21 protein-coding genes are annotated in these 20,240 nt (G+C 45.4%); 2 read left to right on the forward strand and 19 right to left on the reverse strand.

Annotated elements, in window-relative coordinates; all coding sequences use genetic code 11:
• Positions 1 to 162 precede the first annotated feature (162 nt).
• Positions 163 to 1,353, forward strand: a complete 1,191-nt coding sequence (locus THICY_RS07595; RefSeq protein ID WP_013836030.1) for an ATP-binding protein — start codon at positions 163 to 165, stop codon at positions 1,351 to 1,353.
• 9 nt (positions 1,354 to 1,362) lie between these two features.
• Here THICY_RS07595 and THICY_RS08795 read toward each other — a convergent pair whose 3' ends face one another.
• The 5 genes from THICY_RS08795 to THICY_RS07615 all read right to left on the reverse strand — a co-directional run bounded on the left by THICY_RS08795 (position 1,363) and on the right by THICY_RS07615 (position 7,208).
• The gene (locus THICY_RS08795) at positions 1,363 to 1,503 is read right to left on the reverse strand and encodes a hypothetical protein (RefSeq protein WP_157862734.1); all 141 of its coding nucleotides are present in this window, start codon (positions 1,501 to 1,503) and stop codon (positions 1,363 to 1,365) included.
• A 220-nt stretch (positions 1,504 to 1,723) separates the two neighbouring features.
• On the reverse strand, positions 1,724 to 2,341 hold the full coding sequence (locus THICY_RS08660; protein WP_049778976.1) for a hypothetical protein: 618 nt from the start codon (positions 2,339 to 2,341) through the stop codon (positions 1,724 to 1,726).
• Positions 2,342 to 2,364: 23 nt separating this feature from the next.
• Positions 2,365 to 3,621 carry an AlbA family DNA-binding domain-containing protein gene (locus THICY_RS08665; protein WP_049778977.1) on the reverse strand — a complete coding sequence of 419 codons (1,257 nt, stop codon included), beginning with the start codon at positions 3,619 to 3,621 and terminating at the stop codon, positions 2,365 to 2,367.
• Positions 3,621 to 6,887, reverse strand: coding sequence for a type ISP restriction/modification enzyme (locus tag THICY_RS07610; RefSeq protein WP_013836031.1), 3,267 nt, complete (start codon positions 6,885 to 6,887; stop codon positions 3,621 to 3,623). The genes THICY_RS08665 and THICY_RS07610 overlap by 1 nt, the downstream gene beginning before the upstream one ends.
• A gap of 90 nt (positions 6,888 to 6,977) precedes the next feature.
• Positions 6,978 to 7,208, reverse strand: coding sequence for an HAD family hydrolase (locus tag THICY_RS07615; RefSeq protein WP_245534953.1), 231 nt, complete (start codon positions 7,206 to 7,208; stop codon positions 6,978 to 6,980).
• Positions 7,209 to 7,403: 195 nt separating this feature from the next.
• On the opposite strand from THICY_RS07615, the gene THICY_RS07620 reads away from it, so the two are divergent.
• A complete protein-coding gene (locus tag THICY_RS07620) occupies positions 7,404 to 7,790 on the forward strand; it encodes a YkgJ family cysteine cluster protein (RefSeq protein WP_013836033.1) in 387 nt (128 codons plus the stop codon).
• Between the two features lie 21 nt (positions 7,791 to 7,811).
• Here the strand turns inward: THICY_RS07620 and THICY_RS07625 are convergent, their stop codons facing one another.
• The 14 genes from THICY_RS07625 to argS form a co-directional block, all read right to left on the reverse strand.
• Positions 7,812 to 8,006, reverse strand: coding sequence for a hypothetical protein (locus tag THICY_RS07625; RefSeq protein WP_013836034.1), 195 nt, complete (start codon positions 8,004 to 8,006; stop codon positions 7,812 to 7,814).
• Positions 8,003 to 8,323: a hypothetical protein gene (locus tag THICY_RS07630; RefSeq protein WP_013836035.1), complete on the reverse strand. Its 321-nt coding sequence runs from the start codon at positions 8,321 to 8,323 to the stop codon at positions 8,003 to 8,005. The genes THICY_RS07625 and THICY_RS07630 overlap by 4 nt, the downstream gene beginning before the upstream one ends.
• Positions 8,324 to 8,327: 4 nt before the next feature.
• Positions 8,328 to 8,843: an RNase A-like domain-containing protein gene (locus THICY_RS07635; protein WP_013836036.1), complete on the reverse strand. Its 516-nt coding sequence runs from the start codon at positions 8,841 to 8,843 to the stop codon at positions 8,328 to 8,330.
• Between the two features lie 17 nt (positions 8,844 to 8,860).
• Entirely contained in the window at positions 8,861 to 9,760 is a 900-nt protein-coding gene (locus THICY_RS07640; protein WP_013836037.1) for a Brp/Blh family beta-carotene 15,15'-dioxygenase, read from the reverse strand.
• Between the two features lies 1 nt (position 9,761).
• On the reverse strand, positions 9,762 to 10,916 hold the full coding sequence (locus THICY_RS07645) for a lycopene cyclase family protein (protein ID WP_013836038.1): 1,155 nt from the start codon (positions 10,914 to 10,916) through the stop codon (positions 9,762 to 9,764).
• Positions 10,916 to 11,788: a phytoene/squalene synthase family protein gene (locus tag THICY_RS07650; RefSeq protein ID WP_013836039.1), complete on the reverse strand. Its 873-nt coding sequence runs from the start codon at positions 11,786 to 11,788 to the stop codon at positions 10,916 to 10,918. Before THICY_RS07650 ends, THICY_RS07645 begins: the two co-directional genes overlap by 1 nt.
• Positions 11,788 to 13,272 carry a phytoene desaturase family protein gene (gene crtI, locus THICY_RS07655; protein ID WP_013836040.1) on the reverse strand — a complete coding sequence of 495 codons (1,485 nt, stop codon included), beginning with the start codon at positions 13,270 to 13,272 and terminating at the stop codon, positions 11,788 to 11,790. Before crtI ends, THICY_RS07650 begins: the two co-directional genes overlap by 1 nt.
• Entirely contained in the window at positions 13,269 to 14,159 is an 891-nt protein-coding gene (locus tag THICY_RS07660; protein WP_013836041.1) for a polyprenyl synthetase family protein, read from the reverse strand. The genes crtI and THICY_RS07660 overlap by 4 nt, the downstream gene beginning before the upstream one ends.
• An 82-nt stretch (positions 14,160 to 14,241) precedes the next feature.
• Positions 14,242 to 14,991: a bacteriorhodopsin-like gene (locus tag THICY_RS07665; RefSeq protein ID WP_013836042.1), complete on the reverse strand. Its 750-nt coding sequence runs from the start codon at positions 14,989 to 14,991 to the stop codon at positions 14,242 to 14,244.
• A 214-nt stretch (positions 14,992 to 15,205) separates the two neighbouring features.
• On the reverse strand, positions 15,206 to 15,901 hold the full coding sequence (locus THICY_RS07670; RefSeq protein ID WP_013836043.1) for a sulfite exporter TauE/SafE family protein: 696 nt from the start codon (positions 15,899 to 15,901) through the stop codon (positions 15,206 to 15,208).
• The gene (locus tag THICY_RS07675) at positions 15,901 to 17,412 is read right to left on the reverse strand and encodes a YifB family Mg chelatase-like AAA ATPase (RefSeq protein ID WP_013836044.1); all 1,512 of its coding nucleotides are present in this window, start codon (positions 17,410 to 17,412) and stop codon (positions 15,901 to 15,903) included. Before THICY_RS07675 ends, THICY_RS07670 begins: the two co-directional genes overlap by 1 nt.
• Complete coding sequence (locus tag THICY_RS07680; protein WP_013836045.1) at positions 17,409 to 17,663, reverse strand: accessory factor UbiK family protein; 255 nt, start codon at positions 17,661 to 17,663, stop codon at positions 17,409 to 17,411. The genes THICY_RS07675 and THICY_RS07680 overlap by 4 nt, the downstream gene beginning before the upstream one ends.
• Before the next feature lie 94 nt (positions 17,664 to 17,757).
• The gene (locus THICY_RS07685; RefSeq protein WP_013836046.1) at positions 17,758 to 18,441 is read right to left on the reverse strand and encodes an SPOR domain-containing protein; all 684 of its coding nucleotides are present in this window, start codon (positions 18,439 to 18,441) and stop codon (positions 17,758 to 17,760) included.
• A 9-nt stretch (positions 18,442 to 18,450) separates the two neighbouring features.
• Positions 18,451 to 20,232 carry an arginine--tRNA ligase gene (argS, locus tag THICY_RS07690; RefSeq protein ID WP_013836047.1) on the reverse strand — a complete coding sequence of 594 codons (1,782 nt, stop codon included), beginning with the start codon at positions 20,230 to 20,232 and terminating at the stop codon, positions 18,451 to 18,453.
• Positions 20,233 to 20,240 lie beyond the last annotated feature (8 nt).

Consider the following 20,240-nt stretch of genomic DNA (forward strand, 5'->3'; position numbering starts at 1 on the left):
TTCTGCTATTACGACAAGGTCAAGCAGGGCAAAGATTACACGATATCAAGAACGGTTAAGCAGTAGCAGGCCTGGTTGCCAGCTCTGCTATAAAACACACTTGCTATTAAGCCAAGTTCTGTATAAAGTATATTTTATACAGAAACCGGAAAGTCCTAAAACATGATTAATAGCATCCTGCGCCAAACATCCAATTTTATCCTTGCCCGCAAGCTGCCAAACTATCAGCGCTTCTTACTTAAAAAAATGGATTTTTCCGATCGGCTTATTGGTATTCGTGGCGCACGCGGTAGTGGCAAAACGACGATCATGTTGCAATATGCGCAATCTACGGCTTGGCCAGCTTCAAAAATGCTCTATCTCTCATGCGATCACCCTGCCATGGTGGATGAAGATTTATTTGAAATAGCACAAACCTTTTATCAAGAAGGCGGCAAACTGCTCATCTTGGATGAAATCCAAAAAGCAAAAAACTTCAGCCTGACCCTGAAGGCTATTTATGACACCTTTGATTTACAGGTTATTTTTTCGGGCTCGTCTGCCATTCAAATAAGCCAAATGAGCGCAGACTTATCGCGACGTGCTGTGTTATTTCATCTACCGGTCTTATCCTTACGGGAGTTTATTGAAATTGAAACAGGTCTTAAAATCGCGCCAGTATCACTGGATCAACTTCTTAATCAACATCAGGATCTTGCTTTTAATCTAAGCAAACAACTGCGTCCGATCGAATACTTTCGTCGTTACTGCCAAACCGGAGCCTATCCTTTTTATCAAGAATCAATCAGCAACTACCCACTTAAATTACTAGAAACCATCAACCACACCATTGATGCCGATTTACCCGCAATATTTAATCTCGACCCAACAAAGCTCGATAAGCTGAAAAAAATTCTCTATATGCTTTGCACCACACCACCCGTTGAACTCAACAAAGCCAAACTCAGTGGTGCGGTGCATACCTCTTGGCCAACACTGGCCAAATACATCGCACTCATGCAGTCAGCAGACTTGCTTCATAGCATAAGAGGCGGGGCTGGCATGCGTGCGGTGAATCGGCCCGATAAGTTACTGCTTAATAATCCCAACCTGTTCAGCGTACTATGCGCTAATCCCAACATCGGCAGTCTAAGAGAAAGCTTTTTTGTCTCGCAACTGAGCTTAGAGCACCAGGTGCACTACCACGATCAAGGTGATTTTTTAATCGACGACCAGCGGGTTTTTGAAATCGGTGGGGCCAGTAAAACCAAGCAACAGATTAAGCACAATAAGCAGGCCTGGTTGGCTGTTGATGATATGGAAGTCGGGCATGGGAATACCGTGCCACTGTGGCTGTTTGGTTTACTTTACTAAATAACCCATTCAAAAAACCTGCCGTGCGCCCTCTTGTCGAACTATCCGGAATTTCAGGATAGTTGCCGCTTTATCCAGCTCCTGCTCGGCATAAATGGTTTTTAAATGCTCGTTGATTGTTGGCACTGTAAATCGAAATAAATCAGCCATCAACGCTTTCGTTAGCCAAATTGTTTTATCTTCAATCCGACACTCCACTCACATTTTTTATTATGAAATATCCTGATTAATGTGTGTAGTTCAATCCTTAATCTTGCGCTTTTAAATCATTGGCTGATGTTAAATATGCCTGTTTGGGTGAGTTTTTTTCTGTAGGAAAAGCGAGTTCAAGTTGTCCGCTTTTCACTAATCGTGTGAGGTATTGCTTCCTTCATGAATCAGGGTTTCTATTGAGCAACTCTGCTAATACTGAAAGCGGGACATAATGATTCTTGCATAGTTCAAAAATAATAGTTTCCAACTCAGAGCTTGGTAACTTCGCTTTTTCCATAGCCGGTTTAGCAATGGCTTTTAAATTGTTTATTAATAACGAATCTATTTCGCTTAAGTTATCAATAAAAGGGCATCTATGTATCGTGTAGTTTGAAATGCGCCTCCCAAATTCATCACGTTGGATATCCGAACTCCGGGTGTTTGGATCCGAACTTAGGGTATTTGAGTTTGAACTTAGGGTGTTTGGATCCAAACTTAGGGTATTTGAGTTTGAACTCCGGGTATTTGGCCCAAAAAATTCATCCGGTTTAGGAAGAAAATCATCAAGCATGGTTAAGTGATAACTTGCTCCGCGGCTCTGACCGGTTCTAATCAAGTAGCCCTGTTCAACCAATCGGTTAAGGGTTTTGCTTATATCACTGGCATGTTCTGTGCAAAGAGAAGTTAAGCGGTCATGCGATACCGTTTTTTCATTTAAAGCAATACCAAGCGCTATTTGTCCAAGGTAACCCAATAAAGCAAAATCTTTTCCTAAATGGCGTGCCAGCAGCTCCATTGTCCCTTTTGGGAACAAATCCGTCATCCAAAGTTTAAGTTCAGTTCGTTCACTGGGATCGAAATATTCTTCAATACTCGGCGCTTTCCAATGATAGTGCTTAACATTTTTAAATACAGTAGGAATGCCAGTACCCGAGCGCTCACCTGCACCAATATAAAAAACATTTGATGTAAAATTCGGTTACGGCAATCCGGCTCACCCCCTCTAATGGCGGTTTCGACCGGAATTCGCATAAGCCCTGGGTTACGAAACAAAATCATATCCGGCTTTTTCTCAATTAAAACTGAGGTGCGTCCACTATAATCCGCATGCACTAAGACATTACACAGTGATTCACGAATAGCATCATGTAAAGGTGTAGAATCTTTTCGAACCCCTTTTTCCAATTCAAACGGTACTTTTAGGTCAGTCGTTAGCTTGCGATAAACAATCTGATAAAAATCAAATAAATTACCAGACCAGGTGCCATCAAGTGTTACTCGGTCTTGCCACCGGGTTTCAGAGTCGTATTTGGAGTCAAATCCATCTCGGTAATCCAGTTGATAATTGGGGAGTTTTTCTCGAATTAAATAATCTTGTCCAAACATCAACAAACCAGCGAGTGTTAAGCCTTGTTTTCCTGATTCACGATCTTTGCGCCAAGCACCAATGCGTTCCAAAAAAGCTAAATCATCCACTTCATTAAACGGATGTTGCGGATTTCTGACAGCCATAAGTTGACGATATCTTTTCAAGCTATCCGGGTTTAAATCCACTATGCCATAACCGAGTAAAATTTCATTATCTCGTGTTTCATTGACTTGTTCGGCTAAGGCACGCTTAACGTCTTCATCCGACATCAACTGATCCGAATCATTAAACCGCCTATAACTGTGATTAAACGGTGTGTTCTTTAGATAAACCGGTCTTAATTTGCGGGGCGCTTCAGGAATGGTCACTTTTATGATAACCCCCTCAAGAAGATCAATGACCTCGATCAATTGATCATTTAGCAAATTAGCACTCACCACACTTGGATTGTTTGCGCCTGTCGCAATTTCCTTTAGAACCTTATCGGTATCCGTTAAGCCGCTAATCGAAAACTGACCATTTTTCTCTTTAACGCCTAATAAAATAACGCCACCGTAGGTGTTTGCCAAAGCGGAGTAACTTTGCCAAAAATCTTTTGGGAGCGACCCCTTACCGTTTTGCCCTAAAGCCGATTTGCACTCAACCGTACAGCTTTCCTTGAGTAGCTGAATATCTTCCAAGCACTCAATTTTAATTTCGTTTGGCATTAGGTTCTCTCCGGATACAACACCTGATCAACTTCTTGCATTAAGCGGGCGGTTTCGGTTAGGGCGACGATGATTTTTTGGTAGTGCAGTATGTCATCAAAACTCAGTTCGCGGCCTTGGCGGTCTTTTAGCCATTTTTGTGCCGGCTGATAACCGCCAATATAAAACAACCAGGCCTGGTGCGGTACGTTGTCGAAGTATTGGGTGTCGTTAATCCAGACTTTGCCCAGTTCATTATTGCTCTTGGCAATCGGTTCATAGCCAGGGCTGGTTTTGCTAATTTTTCGGGTGATTTTATTGTCGCCCCCCACCGGATATTGGGTAATTGGCGTGTCAAGTAACGGCGATTCCATCAGGTGCAATAAACGAATTTGGTCGCCGAGTTCGACCAATTGCCAAAAGGTGTCCGGGTCTGGATAAGGCACACGCGGGAAATCAGTTTTAAGGAACTCTTTATAGGTATCGCGGTAGGTCGGACTGTGCAATACCGCATAAATATAATCCAGTATATCAATCGGCGTGAATTGGTTTTTTGAACCACAGAGGCACGAAGGCACAAAGGATTTTTGATCATTTTCAGCGACAAATGGCAAATTGAGCGCGGCTTCAAACGCCTTGATTTCATCGGGGTTGAGATTGGGAATGCGTTTGCTACCGTCTTCCGGATAGAGGTAAATTGGGAACTGTACTCCCCCCCCTCGGTAGTAAAGATTGAAGTCAGATGGTGAATCAGAAATAAAAACTAGATTCCATTGATTGGCACCTACAACTTGGCCTTGTCTTCCAATAATTATCCCATTATTTATTTTATTCATGTGAGACATAACTTTACGAACAGTCCGCCAAACCAATTTATCTTCATACATAATGTACTGGTCATCAAATGGTCGATAAGAAATTGGTTGAATATATGATTTAATATCTTGTCCCTGAAGATTTTTCCAACCCTCTAATATATCCCAACCTTTTTTTTCTTTAACAGCAAATTGCTTATGAAGTTCTTCAGGTTTGGGTTCGCTGTCTCTAAACTTTTCAAATTTGGAAATTAATTTTTGACGATTTTCATCAATTACAAAACCGTCATGGGCGGTTGTCATACCTACCCCATTGATTGGAAATAAATTATTTAACGATAAGAGTTTTTCATACTCTCCTTGCAAGCCAAAATCTTTAGGCACCATAAAATACATGGGCGAGACATTCGGAATGGCTTGATAGGGCACGTCTTTAAACGCGGTGTTTTGTAAAAAGCTGTATTTGTCTTTGCGTTTGCCATAGAGGTCATAGTGGTAAACTTGCCCTAAATCACCAGGCCTGGTGATGCGCGAGCCGTTTTTAACCAAAATATTAATCGACACGCCTTGTTCAATATCAAACACATTTTCGTCTTTTGAGCCATCGGGCGAGGTTTCTTTTTTCTTGGCGTTGCCGTGCAGATCGATGGTGTAGATTTCATCGTAGGTGCTGAGCAGGTTCCAGCGCATACCGCGAAAAGTCGGATTGTCTAAAAAACCGTGTGGATTGATAAACGCCATCACGCCTTCGCCGTTTTTTTCGATAAAGTATTGGGCAAAGCGCATAAATTTAACGTAATCGTCGTTAATCCATTTCGGGTTACGTTCTTGCAGTTTTTGTTTGCCGCCGGGTTCTTTTTTGTAATCGTCCATTAATGACATAATCCAGTCGCCTTTATTGGCACTTTCGCCAGAATAAGGCGGGTTGCCAATCACCACCATGACCGGGGTGTCTTTTTTCACCGCATTGGCTTCGCGCGACTCTTCACTTATCCACTGAGAGAACAATATATTGTCTGTATCGGGATGATATTCCTCCAGTGAGTTAGTAAGGAAGATGCGCAAGCGGTTGTCGGATTGTTTACGTTGTTCGGCGGTGTAGCCGGTTTCGCCGAGCAACATATCGAGTTTTAAATGCGCCATTGCATAGGACGCCATTAAAATTTCAAAGCCATTTAAACGCGGGATTAAATGTTCATCCACATAACTCGGCCAAATGCCTTGCATGTGTTGAAAGCGAGTTTGATAGAGGTATTTGACCACTTCGGCTAAGAAGGTGCCGGTGCCGGTTGCGGGGTCGAGAATTTGCACGCGATGAACATCTTTGGTGCCAACCAACTTGCCATTTTTTTTATAAATCTTCTTGGATTGATCCGCTGCCAACGCATCGACTTCAATCGTGGTTTTGCTGTTATCGGCTAGGCCATCTTTTAAACCGAATTTGGTTTTTAAAATCTCATCCACCGCGCGCACGATAAAGCTGACCACGGGTTCGGGGGTGTACCAAACGCCACGCGATTTGCGTAATGACGGATCGTATTTAGCGAGAAAAGTTTCGTAAAAATGAATAATCGGGTCGGTTTGGGCGGTGGCTTTGCCATAGCCGTGCAGAATGCTTTTAACATCGGTATGACGAAACACTTCAGCGAGGTTATCGACAGTGGTGAGGATGCGTTCGTCAATATTGTAACCAGCGATGGACTGAAATAAATTACGCAATAATGGATTGGATTTGGGAATCAGACGCGCGGCTTCGTCGCGGTCGAAGGTTTGTAAATCCTGGTCGTGATAACGCGCGGCGAACATACCGTAGGCCAGGGTTTGCGCAAAAAGATCGGCGAACTGTTTGGGTTCAAGGTCGTGAATTAATTGCTTTCTAAATACGTTATATCGATTGGTAAGTTCACTTTGCGTGTTATTTTCGAGGTCGGCGTTGAGGGCGGCTTCGAGAATGCTTTCTAATAAACGCGCTTTGCCCGCCATCAATTCGGCGAGTTTGCCGGGGTTTTTAATCGCTTGGGTGACCTTGATCGAGAAGTCACGAATATAGCTTTCAAATAGATTGATCGCCTTGTAGTCAATTTCGTATTTTTTGAGGTTATCAAACGCGGGTTGGGCTAATCGCACTTCGGCGACTTTTTCGCCTTCAACAAAAAACTGAAACCAGATATAGTCGGTGATAATGAGGTTGTCGAGGGCTTTTTTGTAACGGTTGAATTGTTCGTTGTAGCCTTTGTGATTTAGGTCTTTGCCGACATCTTTCGCTTCGATATAGCCAATCGGTACGGTTTTGCGGGTGACAACAAAATCCGGGTTGCCGCAATCGGTGATTTTGGAGGGTTCGTTGGTGATTTTGCAGTCGGGAAGCAGGCCTGCTAATAGCTGTTCTAGATCGGCTCGAAACGTATGTTCGCTGGTGTGGCCGTCTGCCAAGCGTGAATTGATCTTGTCGATATACTGAATAACATCCATAAGCTTTCCGTTTTCTACCCAAAATCTAAAAAGCTAGTTTACTAGAAATGAGTAAGCCAGTCTGGCGAAGGTGGATAAATTACTATGGTTTTACAGACTGTGGCGAAAATAACCTTGCAAATAATCCGCCACTCCGGCCTCGGCATTCGATAAGGTGATTGCCGCCTGCGGATAAGGCCAGTACTTGAGCAACCATTGCAAGGCTTGGCGATTGGCTGCAGAAATAATGTGATCGGGATTTAATAGTGTGCCATCTAAATCGATGACGATAAGCTTGATCATGAAACCACTCTCGGTATTGGGTATCTGCTCTGTATCCATAAGTCGTTATGCCGTTGATTTATTATAACGCGAAACCACCCCTAACTACGTCAAGCCCATCGCTGTAAAAAAGCCGAACCGGCCGAAAAAAATTAAACCTATCGAGCGCATTTATCAGTAAAATACTGCGAGCATTTTTCGATGCTAATCTAAACGACTATTTATCAATCGCAGTATTTTTTGATGAGGTGATGTATGGATGACTTCAATCCATGCTTGTCTTGCGGTGCCTGCTGTCATCATTTTCGAGTGTCATTTTACTGGTCGGAAGCCGATCCCTTTCTAGGCGGCACAGTGCCAGTAGAACTCACTGAAAAAATCAATAACAATTACATTTGTATGCAGGGCACTAACCAGCCTAATCCCCGCTGTATTACCTTAGAAGGGACCTTGGGAGAAGGTGTTAGCTGTAAAATTTACGACCAACGTCCGACACCTTGCCGTGAGTTTCCATTATGGCTTGAAGATGGTAGCCTCAATCCGGAATGCAATCGTTTGCGCGCCTTAAAAGGGATGCCGCCTATCGTGCTACCAGACCATCAACCCAATGATGACCCGCCACTCATTCCCAGTGTTGCTTAGGCGAACTTATAATAAGCGAACTTATAGCAAAAATAGCCCAATCATCACCAAAACCCCACCGTATATCGCCAACATAAAGGCATGGGCTTTAAACCATGCCACCACTGTTTGCAGAATTTCTTCGGGGCGATATTGGAAAAAAGCCAAAATGACCATTCCTAAAGCGATGATCAATAACAGTGCTGGGACAATCAGTAACAATTGATAAAGCGTCATAATGACATGACCTCCAAAAGATGGTTATGTAATTCTGCCAACCAGGCCTGTGCTTGCTCGTTAGGCAAGGTATCTTCACTTAATTCCACACCAGCAAGCTTAATCGCACAGACTAATAACTGGGCATCGACTTGGTGGCGTAACTCTTCCAGTTGCGCCAGCACCTTGCTTACAGACCGTGGGTTTTGTTGACTAAAAAGCCGCACACAGGCTGATAGCTCCAGATCTTCAATCGCAATGTAAGCGGCTAACAAACTATGGAGCTCTGGATACTTATCTAAAAAATCCATTTGTATTTGCCAATCAAACTCGCGCATATAGTCAGTCCGGTTGCGGAAAGGCCGTTAGGACGAAGAAATCATCGCCACGCCTAACAAGCACAACTCGCACTATCGCTTGGTCCGGCACCCATTGCGGCTTCGCATCAGGATTATTATTTAATTGCGCGCGAGTAAGATAAGTGCCGTGAGTTGGAACTCGAGCAAAAAACCCTTGGCGAGCTAGCTCACCCTGCCACCAATCCGCCACCTGCTCTCGCTGTAGGTTCAGCACCGCATTAACTGAGGCTTCTGCAACCGCAAGATTGCTAAAGGTTGACACGGTATTTAATCGTGAATCAGTCTGTAAACGTTCGATTAAATAATCATCCGTTTTAGCAACGTGGCGCTCTATGGTGTGGCCACCCAGTGCTTCATGCTCCACTAAAGACACCTGAATCGGTTGGCTCAGATCAGCAAGTCCCGTCGCTGGTTTATCGCAACCAACCAGCCCAGTTAGCACTAGCAAGGTTAGCAATAACCCCGACATTAGCCGCAATAAAAAACCTTGTTGTATCATTTGTTTAATGTCCTCATTTAAGCTGTTTTAGTTGATTGCTTGATGTGCTGTAGTGCCACCAACATCATATGCGGTACCGTGAGGGCCGCGAGACCAATAAATACCAGACGTAACACCAGGGCCTCGATTGACAAGTCAGACCAATACCAGGCGAGCACACCTAGTAATAATAGGGTGGCCAAGGTGTATAGCACGAGCATTTTGGTTAATTTAGCATACTGCGCTTGACCCGCGTGTTGATATATTCCCAATAAATGCCGCGGGCTATGAAGCAGACAAAAGTAAACAATAAAGTAGAGCAAGGGTGGCGCGCTGTACGCCAAAATTAATAACGCCGCTGATTCTGCCGCTGTCCGCCATTGTTTTTGAAACAGCGCAACCATGATAATTAGCAACATAATGCCTGCTAAAACGAACGGATCTATGGCTAGGGTATAAGCCAACGCTCCGCCACCTTCTCCAGAGAGATGACTAAATAGTCTGGCAACTTCTTCAGGGTGAAATCCAATGGGCATCAGCAGCAGCAGAACGCCAAGCCCAAGGCGTAGCGGTCGATTGAGCGATTGTTCCCAGTCGCCGGAGAAATGCCAAGCGCTAATGATTAAAAAGACCAGCAAACTTATGACTGGCATTACCCACCAAATGGCAACCACCGCCACGCTAATCAATAGATAGCCTATTGCAAATAAGGCTTTTTGACGCAAGGTGTTATGAATGCCAATTTGTTCGGCCAGCCATGGATCAAGGGCGCCATGCGGTAGCCCTAACGCAATAACCAATACGGCTAGCAGTGCTATTTGCCAGGTTATTGGTAGCAGGTCTGGTTGTAGCTTTAACAGGCCGGCAACTAGGAGTGCTACTAGCGTAAACCCAAAACTCTGCAGGCGATCGGCGTGCGTGTAAAAATGATTTGTCATGTTACCTTCTCAAAACCAGACAGATAAGTCCTTTTAAAAATGGCGTTTTTGGCAGGCTTATTATAATACTGACTAGATCAATAATGCTGGGTCGATCGTCCATGAATCGCAAAAAACGGATGGGGGCAACCCTGGCTAACAAGCGCTCGAAGATGATCGGACCCAGTTCAGGGTTCTGCTTGATAACCTGTAAAAAAATCCTATCCATAAATGCTAATACCGGTGGCGTTGCCGGCTGTCCAACCAAACTGTTGCGCTGAATCATCGCATCAGCCGCTTGTTTTGCCCAGCGTTGTATCCGCAAAAACCCATATCCTGAAGACGCCCGTAAAGCGCCCCCACCGATACCGGCATTGACATAGTTTTTAGCCGAAGGCGACATTGGGTTCGCGTCTTTAAACTGGGGCAGGCCCATTGGAAGCACGCCCATTTCTTGACGAATAATGTTGGCCTGCTGCCAGCCTTTTTGGGCAAGTAATGTATCTAGATACTTTGCAATGACTGCCGATTTAATGGGTTTATTGGAGAAAAAAGTGACCTCAACCAGTGTTCGCTCGGCGGAGATTGGCAAAATGTAATTAAAGCAAAATGCCTGTTCTGCAACACGCATCTCGGTCATTAAATCCAAACTATCTTGCGCTATAAGCGGATCGATATCCGCGACTTCTAATCCCACAAAACATTGAAATAAGCTGGCCTGCATAAGGGTTTCCTTGCATGGCGGGCGCGTATCTACCACTTGACTTGCCAGATAATCCTGCTGAGGGGTGGTAATTCTCCACCCATCGCCATCGGGGCTAATGCTAAGAACAGGAGTGCTGAGCTTGAGACTAATCTGATTGGTGGTGTCGAGCTGCGTCATGGCATAGCCATAGAAGTCAGCCGCTCGGACATAATGATAAGCGTAGCCTTTACAGGCTTGTGTTTGTATGGGTTTTGCGGCGGAACTAAATCGCCAATTTTGCCAAGACTGACTAATCAGGTGCTGATATGTGGATGGCTGTTTATCCCAAAAACACCAGCTTCGATCATCCTCGTAGCGGCTTCTCGAATCAAGAATAAGTGCTTGCCCTTGGAACCCTTGGTCAATCAGCTGATTTGTTAGCGATAAGCCAGCGCAGCCCCCGCCAATAATGATTAAGTCGAATTGTTGCATTACGTATTTTTGATAAACTTTGGCTGTTTTTTAATAGCATAACGGCTAATCGCGTCAAAGGCACAGCCTATTTTTTTTAGCCATGATACTTTGGCACGAAAGCGCCACGCTTGATAGTCAGCTTTTTTGATCTCTTCACCAATTTCGCGGTATACACTGGCGGCCACTAAAATGCCATAAGCCGCCCGCCCTGGCAAATAAGGTAGCCCGAGTAAACCCCTTTGATAGTAGTTATCGGCGAGATCAAGAAGTTTTTTAGTCGCTTGTTGCAGACACAATTGTTGGTCCTGGTTCGGATTGAGTATTTGCTCAGGCGACATTGTGCCAATCCAGTCAGCCGGAAAATACACTCGATTATTTTGGGCGTCCTCGGCCAGGTCTCGTGCAATATTTGTTAGCTGCATAGCAATGCCTAAATCAATGGCATAGGGGTGCGCTTCGGGGTCGCTAACATCAAGGGCTTCGCACATCATTAGTCCAACCGTGCCGGCGACCTGATAGGCATAGTGTTGTAATTCTGATTGATTTTGCACACGTACATCTTCCAGATCTGACGCGACCCCATTGATTAAATCTAAGAGCGGGGCTTCAATAGCCATGTCTCGGCATAATTCAGTAGCTTGATAAGCGAGCCGGTCGATAGGTTGCTGTTGCAATATAGACTGTTTTAACGCGTGTAATGCTGTTTTCGCATACCGCTGGTCTTGCGCTTCATCTGCGAGGTCATCGATTTGACGGCAAACGGCATAAAGGCGTGCGGCACGATTACGATGTCTTTTAGATAGCAAATGACTGGCAAAATAAAAGCTACGCCCGTGTGATCGTAATATCGCCAGAGCGTCTATGTGTTGATTGGTAACAATAGGGCTCATTAGCCGGCCTCTGGCAGTAAGTGCTCAAGGACTTTCGCCGACGTAATGACGCCAGGCAGGCCTGCGCCTGGGTGCGTTCCCGCGCCCACAAGAAGGAGGTTGCTTGGCCCTTCACCCCGATTGTGGAATCGAAACCATGCTGATTGTGTAAACAAAGGCGATATCGAAAAACCCGCCCCTTCAGGTGAAAAGTAGTCTTTTGCAAAGTCTTGTGGCGTCATAAAAAACTGATCTGCAATGTGCGCTGTTAGATTTGGCAGAATGCTCGCTCCCAATGCTTCAACAATTCGATCAGCTAGTATAGGACCTTCTTGCGACCAATCCTGTTGTCCCTGTAGGTTAGGTACTGGCACCAACGCATAAAAGCTATCGTGACCTTCTGGCGCAAAAGTTGGATCGGTGGCCGTTGGTCGGTGCAAGTAAATTGAGAAGTCATCGGCTAAAATTTTACGATTAAAAATATCATCTAATAATGCTTCGTAACGCGGTCCCATCCAAATTGTATGATGCGCCACCTCTGGATACTGACGATCGGTACCAAAGAATAAAACAAAGAGCCCCATTGATTTTTTACTGTGTTTGGCTTTCAGCTTAGCTAACCAGCTCACTTTTTTTGCTGGCACCAGCTCTTGATAGAGATAGGCTGGATCGGTATTAGAAATTATCCAGTCGGCGTGCTGCTGAGTCTGGTTACCCCACTTATCCATCAGCGCGACTGATTCGACCTTTTGATCATTAAAATTTAATGCCGTAACTGTGCTATTTAGTTTTACTTCAATGCCTTGACGGGTCATCAAATCGGCCAGTGCATCTACCAGAGCGCCAGTACCGCCCATCGCAAAATGCACCCCATGCGCTTGTTCTAAAAAATGAATCAATCCATAAATACTGGTGGTATCAAATGGATTACCGCCGACAAGTAAGGGTTGAATAGAAAAGGCTTGGCGTAAATAATCATTTTTAAGATGACGACAAACCATTTGCCAGACACTGCGCCAAGCGCCCAAGCGTGCAAGATGTGGGACCTGTGCTAGCATCACGCCAAGACGATGAAACGGTTGATCACCTAGCTGGGTATAGCCAACGTCATAGAGTTTTTTTGAATGGACAAGTAATCGCTGGTAACCATCGACGTCTTGAGGATTAATTCTGTTGATCTCTGCAAGCGTATCCTCCATCGTGCCACCGTAATTAAAATGTTCGCCGTCGGCAAACTCAAAGCGATACCAAGGCTTGAGGGCAACAAGCTTTACATGATCTTCCAGCCGCTCTCCGAACAGACTAAACAGTTCTTCTAGAAGAAATGGTGCCGTGATTACCGTTGGGCCGGCATCATGTTTATAACCATTACGCTCAAATACCTGTGCACGTCCGCCTAGACGTGTACACCGGTCGACTAAGGTGACTTCGTGTCCTTTTGCGCGAGCACGTAGTGCTGCGGCCATACCGCCAAAACCACCACCAATAACGATAACCTTGCTCACGCTTGCATTGCCTCTTGTGAAGTATAGGGGCTTAATGCCATGCTAAGTTGATGACACATATCCGCCAGAAGCTGACCACTGTTATTGGGTAATGCCTGACTTTGCTCTAAGGCTTTTTGAATATAAAACTCAACAAGCATGACTGCTTGGAGTTCTGCACTTGGCCGGCTCAAACCAGAGGCTTCAAGCACATAAACAATATTACAGCTGCTGTTGATAAGGTCTTTGCGTTGATCCTGAAGATCATCAAAAATTTGATAGGCCAAAGCAAAGGATTCTCCTGCTTGCCTTGCCGCTAAGAGTGACGCATGATTGCTAGAAGCAATCATAGTGAGTTCGAGGGGGAGCGCCATCAAGCTTCCCGATTTTTGAATGGCTATTTTTAAGTACTGATCCAAACTTGACTGTTGATTATCATGGTTTAAATCTAACACCTGACCTGAAATAAGCTGTGCTGTTCGGTCATGCATATGCTGCACCAATTCAGCCGTTGCTGTTCTAACTTCTGTAACAGCGGCATAGGCGGCAGACAACATTAACGTACCGGCACACATGGCATCATTAACACTAAAACGATACCAAGCCGCTTCGCGACCACGACGATGTGTATCGCCATCTTGAATATCATCGTGAAGAAGTGATGCGTTGTGAATCATTTCACAAGCCGCAGCAATAGCCAATGTATCCTTTTTAGCAAGATTAACAGCACAACCGGAATAGAGCGCTAATTTTGCTCGATTACGGCCACCGCCACTTGCCAGATGGTATGTAAATAATTCGTTAAGAATAGGGTTATCAAGCTTATTGAACTGTTGATGTATAGTAACTTCACATTCTTTTAAGAGACCTTGGAACTGAATCGAAATAGAATCTTCATGCGTATTCATGTCACAACCTCCTAAAAATCCCAAGCCAGTTATTTTGGCCTGGGATTCTATTCACTATTTCACCTTGAATACTTCCAAGATATTAAGCTTTTTCATTTTGTGATTTGCGAACAGCAATCATGAAGATAATTACACCAAAGACTACTTTAGCAACAAGGTCAGCAACGGTATAACCTACTTCTATTACAGTTTGCGCTTGACCACCATCTAATGACATTACGAATGGCGCAAAGTAAACAACTGGATAGAAACTCCATGACAAGACCAGAATCCACCGTGCTGTATTTAGTAAGCCACGAACGTTTTCATGCTGTCTTGCAATCGATTCCGATAGACCAATAAACAATGTATACACAATGTATAGGAATGGAATCATGGATAGCGCGCCCCACAACAGACGAGTTGAGTCGATGCCACCAGATACTTCACCTGGATAGCCCAACGCAATCATTAATGCTGCCGCACCACCTAGTAAGATAGCTTTACGGACTGTTTCAGAACGCGTCAAGCTCATAACTAAAATCAGTTCAATCAATAGCAATGGCACAGTTAAAAACCAATCAACGTAACGATAAGCAACGTTAAATGCCACACCGGTTGATGTAACAACACCGTCTACAGCTGTATAGGCATCGCCCCAGCTATCGAACATGCGCAAATAATGGTAACCAGCAATAAAGGTTACCAACCCAGTAACAACAACCGCCATTTTGTATTTGTCAGATACTTGTGACAGGCCTAGCCAGAAAAATAGTGTTGCAGCTAAAAAAGCGGCAATACCCAGCGAGAAGGCGTTATAGACCAACTCATACTGTCCAAATGTTAATTCCATGACAACCTCCAAATCATCAATTGATAAGCTTTATATTTATAGATCTTATAGCAACGGTTAAAACGACCACCTGTATAACATTTGTATAATGTTACGTAGAAGATTCTAACACTAAAAAATTACCCCAACTTTATTAAGGACATTAAAGTTTTTGTTTTGGTCGTAAATTTTATTAATGACTTTACAGAGGTGAGAGGAGGAATGGCGTAAAAAATTAAACCACAGTTAAACTAAGAGCGAGGTAGATTTGCCAAAGCCCCATTAACATGACCGTTGCCCCAGCGGATCGCTTGACCCAGGTTAGCCGCGCCCAACGGGTAAAGTAAAACGCAAACACACCCATGAGCATTAAGTTTGGCAAGGTGCCCAATCCAAACGCCAACATGACTAAAGCACCCTGGGTCATTGATGCGGCACTGAACGCCATTATCAGCACACTATAGACCAACCCACAGGGTAACCAACCCCAAACAAGGCCATATAACCAGGCCTGCGGCAGGGTTCTTACCGGGGTCAGCTTTTGGGTGAAGGGCTGTAAGCGACGCCACAAGCCAGCACCAAGACGCTCAACTGCCGCAACCCCTAGCCACCAGCCCCCTAAATACAAACCCAATGCAATCATAAACAGACCGGCAAACACCTGCAGCGCCTGCTGAAACGGCAAAAAAGGCACCAGCGTCGTTAATGATGCGGCCAACAAGCCGATCAGCGCACCAATAATGACATAACTGCTAATCCGCCCTAAATTATAAGCTAACTGAAAGGGTAACATTCGCCACTGACTGAGCTGGTGTTTGGGCGTTAAACTGAACGTAAGGGTGCCAACTACCCCGCCGCACATCCCTAAACAATGCACGCCACCTAATAATCCAACAATAAATGCCGCGATTAACATACCTTCCAGTGCCATTAGGCTGTCGCTCCCAAATGATCTAAATTACGATAGCCCAAGGCTTCGGCTAGGTGTTTGCGATCAATTTGTTCCGCATCGGCCATATCGGCTAGCGTTTGCGCAACCCGCAATACTTTATGAAAACTGCGTGCGGATAAACCCAACTTGGTCAAAGCGGTGGCCAAAAAATCACGTTCAGCTTGAGCCAGTGGCAGTACTTGGCACTGCTGTGCGGTTAATTGACTATTCAGACAGCCTTGACGCGCCAACTGACGTTCTCGGCTTTGGGTAACTCGCAGACGCACCTGAGCGGACGTTTCTTGCGGGGTATTTTGGGGTCTAGCAAGATCGGCCAAATCGACGGCGGCCAGCTGAAGATGCAAATCAATACGATCCAAAATAGGCCCTGATAATTTGCGCTGATAACGTAATATTTGCTCCGGTGTTTCTTTACAGCGAGGATCATCGGCAAAAAAGCCAGACGGTGATGGATTGAGCGCTCCCACAAACAGACTGTTACAGGGATAACTCACCTGCTGTTTTACCCGCGCAATATTAACCTGCTTGGTCTCAAGCGGCTCGCGCAAAGCTTCGAGAACATCGCGTTTAAATTCTGGCATTTCATCAAAAAAAATGACGCCGTGATGCGCCAAAGATAAAGCGCCCGGACGCGGATTTTGGCCCCCGCCAATCACCGCAGCCGCCGAGGATGAATGATGGGGGGCTTGCCATGGACGCTGTAAAAAACTTTCGGCTTTAACGCGCTGACCGGCCAAGGATTGCAATTGTGCCACCTCAAGCGCTTCATCCCGATTGAGTGGTGGTAATAAACTAACCAAACGCTGTGCCAGCATACTTTTACCCGCACCCGGAGGACCCACCATTAACAACGAATGATGGCCACTCGCTGCAATTTCTAATACTCGCTTCGCTTGCGCTTGACCCTGAACATCGACCAGATCAAATGCATAATCAGGCTCTGTTGCAAGGGCAACGGGTTTCTGCGCAGCCAACTCGACATGACCCAGCAAATAATCACAGACCTGACGTAAATTGTCCGCTAAGCCCACATTGGGATAATCAAGCAAACCCACCTGCTCGGCCATATCACTTGGAAGTACCAGCCGATGACCTGCTGACGCCCCCGCAACAAGTGCTGGCAACAGCCCCTGACACATCCGCACCTGCCCCTCCAAACCCAGCTCGCCATAAAATTCGTGCTCGGCAAGGCGGGCGCCCGTTAATTGCCCCGTGGCCACTAAAACACCCAACGCAATACCCAAATCAAAGCGACTGCCGGCTTTGGGAAGGTCGGCGGGGGCAAGATTAATCGTAATCCGCTTGGGCGGTAAGTCAAAACCACTATTAAGAATCGCACTTCGCACGCGATCTTTGCTTTCTTTCACCGCCGCTTCTGGCAAGCCGACCAAGGTCAAACTGGGTAAGCCATTCGCGGCATGAACTTCAATGGTTACCTGTTCAGCCGTTAATCCTACTTGGGTTCGACAATAAATTCGCGCAACACTCAACGGTTTTGGGCACCAGACTGTTCGAATTCGGCCAGTTTTGCTTCTAGGGCATCTAGCTTAGCACGCGTTTTCGCTAACACCTGCTGCTGAATTTCAAATTCTTCACGAGTCACTAAGTCCATTTCTTGCAGTGCTTGTTGAATTTTAGCTTTAACTTGCGCTTTAAACTGTTCAGGGGCTTGGCCGACTTCGGCAGGTATGGCGTCTAAAACTTGTTTTACGATGCCATCAAGATGCTGTGGATTGAACATGGGATTACCTTTTTCTTTAGGGTGAATAAGAGAGTTAAGGGTTATAAGTATAACTTAAAACACCATGAAACGATAGAATAGATAAGTATTTTTACTAATTATTAATGACTTGTGGCGCTATTTTAACCACGCGCGTATCAGCACCAAAACGACGCAACTCATTACGGTGCTGATTAAGTTTTAATCGATCTGTGTAAGGTCCAATGACAATTCGATAAAACTTACCATTAGCCGTTTCGATCGGTGCAATTTGCATGACCCTATCTTCGGTCGATAAACGACGTTGTTCACGCTGGGCTTGCTCCAAATGACGAAAAGAACCGGCTTGAATCCATAAGGGCTCCGGAAGCTGAACAGGTAAGGGCTGAACATCGGTAACCGTGGCCAAGCGCGGCAGATCTTCATAAAAACGAAAACTTGGCCTTGATGGCTCTGTAACACTTGCTGCAACCTCTGGCGTAGCCACCGGCTCAACTACAACCGCTGGCGCTGACGATTCAGTAGGCTTGGTTGATTCATGGGCTAAGGCTTCTAATGCCAAGGCTTCATCTCTTAACGCATCTTGCGACCACTGGCTTTTCGGCCCATGTTGTTTAAAGTGGTTGGTTACATAAAAACCGAGCGCTAAGACAAGACTTAAACCCAAAATCAACCACACAAAGCCCTTAGAGCTTAGTGGTCGCTGCGACGGCTGAGCATTATTTGGCGTTGGCGCCTGTTGCGATTTACGTTGATATCCGGCTTTTTGAGCTGGGCCATAGCGATAGTCACGCGCCATAATGGTTCACTACATACGCTCAGGGGCGCTAACCCCGAGTAAGGTTAAACCATTGACCAACACTTGCTTAATCGCAACCAGCAAACTCAAACGCGCATTGCGCAAATGATCATCGGCTACTAATAACGGTTGCGCATTGTAGTAACTATGCAACGCATGGGCCAGGTCTTTTAGGTAATAGGCAATCTGATGCGGTTCACGCGCTTCCGCCGCCCGCGCAATCAAATCTGGAAACTGCGCCAACTTGGCGGCAACGTCTTGTTCGTGCTCAGTGGTTAATAGTGCCAGATTTTCCAGGCCTGCTTGGGCATCAAAGGCTGTGAAGCCTTTTTCGGTTACCTGTTGCAGTACACTGCAAATACGCGCATGAGCATATTGGATGTAATAGACTGGGTTTTCATTGGATTTCGATTTCGCTAAATCCAAATCAAAGTCCATGTGCTGTTCGGATTTTCGTGACACATAAAAATATCGCGCCGCATCATTACCCACTTCGTCACGCAATTCACGCAAGGTCACAAATTGGCCACTACGCGTTGACATTTGGGCACGCTCACCACCGCGATAGAGAATGGCAAACTGCACTAACTGCACTTGTAAAGCATTGGGGTTAGTCCCCATCGCGTCCATCGCCGCTTTCACCCGTGGAATATAGCCATGATGATCGGCGCCCCAAATATCAATGAGGGTTTCAAACTCGCGCTCTAGCTTATTAAAGTGATAAGCTATATCGGATGCAAAATAGGTTTTGATGCCATTCTCACGCACCACAACACGATCTTTTTCATCACCATAATCGGTTGAGCGAAACCATAACGCGCCATTTTGTTCATAAATTTTCCCGGCTTGTTGGAGTTTTTCAATCGCGGCATCAACCACTCCGGAATTCATTAATGAACGCTCAGAGAACCAGTTATCAAAGGTCACACCAAACTCAGCTAGGTCTTCTTCGATATCGGCTAAAATATCGTGCAGAGCCAAATTAAACAGCTCTTCATAGTCATGCGCACCCAATAAGGCTTTCGCTTTGGCAATGAGATCGTCAATATGACGTTCTTTATCACCCGCCTGCCCCTGTGCATCCGTTTCACCTTCATCAGCGGCAATTCCGGCCATAACTTCAAAACTGGGTTTACGCAAGGTCTGGCCAAATTTAACCTCTAATTGACGCGCGATCGCGTAGATGTAATCGCCCTTATAGCCATTACTCGGAAAACGGAAGCTTTCACCGCAAAGCTCCAAATAACGCAACCAAACCGAAGTCGCCAAGATATCCATTTGGCGACCGGCATCATTAACATAATACTCACGCGTCACCTGATAACCGGCAAACGCCAACAAATTCGCTAAGCTCGCACCATAGGCCGCACCACGGCCATGACCCACATGCAATGGGCCTGTGGGGTTGGCTGATACAAATTCCACCAATACCGATGCGCCTTGACCCGTACTGGTTTGACCAAATTGCGGGCCTTGTTGATGAACTTGAGCAACTACCGCCATTTTGGCTTGTTCATTCACATAAAAATTAATAAACCCAGGACCGGCAATGACCACTTGAGTCACCGATTCGTGTGCGGGTAAGGCTGCTACTAATTTTTCCGCTAAGGCGCGCGGTGGCAGGCCTGCTTGTTTGGCCAGCATCATCGCTAGGTTGGTGGCAAAATCGCCATGGGCTTTATCTTTGGTTGCATCAATTTGCAAAGTAAAATTCAGTTCTTGCGGTAAAACTTGGTCTGCCTGCAACGTTTTAATGGCAGTGATCAATAATTGATTCAGCGTGTTTTTCATTGCTATCT

Origin of the sequence: Thiomicrospira cyclica ALM1 (assembly GCF_000214825.1) — a bacterium.
Taxonomy (GTDB): Bacteria; Pseudomonadota; Gammaproteobacteria; order Thiomicrospirales; family Thiomicrospiraceae; genus Thiomicrospira; species Thiomicrospira cyclica.

Excerpts from the sequence above, each read along its gene's own strand:
- THICY_RS07635 (WP_013836036.1), bottom strand. The coding sequence starts at position 8,843 with ATGATACAACAAGGTTTTTTATTGCGGCTAATGTCGGGGTTATTGCTA.
- THICY_RS07660 (WP_013836041.1), bottom strand. The coding sequence starts at position 14,159 with ATGAATACGCATGAAGATTCTATTTCGATTCAGTTCCAAGGTCTCTTA.
- THICY_RS07665 (WP_013836042.1), bottom strand. The coding sequence starts at position 14,991 with ATGGAATTAACATTTGGACAGTATGAGTTGGTCTATAACGCCTTCTCG.
- THICY_RS08660 (WP_049778976.1), bottom strand. The coding sequence starts at position 2,341 with ATGGAGCTGCTGGCACGCCATTTAGGAAAAGATTTTGCTTTATTGGGT.
- THICY_RS07650 (WP_013836039.1), bottom strand. The coding sequence starts at position 11,788 with ATGAGCCCTATTGTTACCAATCAACACATAGACGCTCTGGCGATATTA.
- THICY_RS07680 (WP_013836045.1), bottom strand. The coding sequence starts at position 17,663 with ATGTTCAATCCACAGCATCTTGATGGCATCGTAAAACAAGTTTTAGAC.
- THICY_RS07610 (WP_013836031.1), bottom strand. The coding sequence starts at position 6,887 with ATGGATGTTATTCAGTATATCGACAAGATCAATTCACGCTTGGCAGAC.
- THICY_RS08665 (WP_049778977.1), bottom strand. The coding sequence starts at position 3,621 with ATGCCAAACGAAATTAAAATTGAGTGCTTGGAAGATATTCAGCTACTC.
- THICY_RS07645 (WP_013836038.1), bottom strand. The coding sequence starts at position 10,916 with ATGCAACAATTCGACTTAATCATTATTGGCGGGGGCTGCGCTGGCTTA.
- THICY_RS07625 (WP_013836034.1), bottom strand. The coding sequence starts at position 8,006 with ATGACGCTTTATCAATTGTTACTGATTGTCCCAGCACTGTTATTGATC.
- THICY_RS07670 (WP_013836043.1), bottom strand. The coding sequence starts at position 15,901 with ATGGCACTGGAAGGTATGTTAATCGCGGCATTTATTGTTGGATTATTA.
- THICY_RS07620 (WP_013836033.1), top strand. The coding sequence starts at position 7,404 with ATGGATGACTTCAATCCATGCTTGTCTTGCGGTGCCTGCTGTCATCAT.
- THICY_RS07640 (WP_013836037.1), bottom strand. The coding sequence starts at position 9,760 with ATGACAAATCATTTTTACACGCACGCCGATCGCCTGCAGAGTTTTGGG.
- THICY_RS08795 (WP_157862734.1), bottom strand. The coding sequence starts at position 1,503 with ATGGCTGATTTATTTCGATTTACAGTGCCAACAATCAACGAGCATTTA.
- THICY_RS07685 (WP_013836046.1), bottom strand. The coding sequence starts at position 18,441 with ATGGCGCGTGACTATCGCTATGGCCCAGCTCAAAAAGCCGGATATCAA.
- THICY_RS07615 (WP_245534953.1), bottom strand. The coding sequence starts at position 7,208 with ATGGATACAGAGCAGATACCCAATACCGAGAGTGGTTTCATGATCAAG.
- argS (WP_013836047.1), bottom strand. The coding sequence starts at position 20,232 with ATGAAAAACACGCTGAATCAATTATTGATCACTGCCATTAAAACGTTG.
- THICY_RS07630 (WP_013836035.1), bottom strand. The coding sequence starts at position 8,323 with ATGCGCGAGTTTGATTGGCAAATACAAATGGATTTTTTAGATAAGTAT.
- THICY_RS07595 (WP_013836030.1), top strand. The coding sequence starts at position 163 with ATGATTAATAGCATCCTGCGCCAAACATCCAATTTTATCCTTGCCCGC.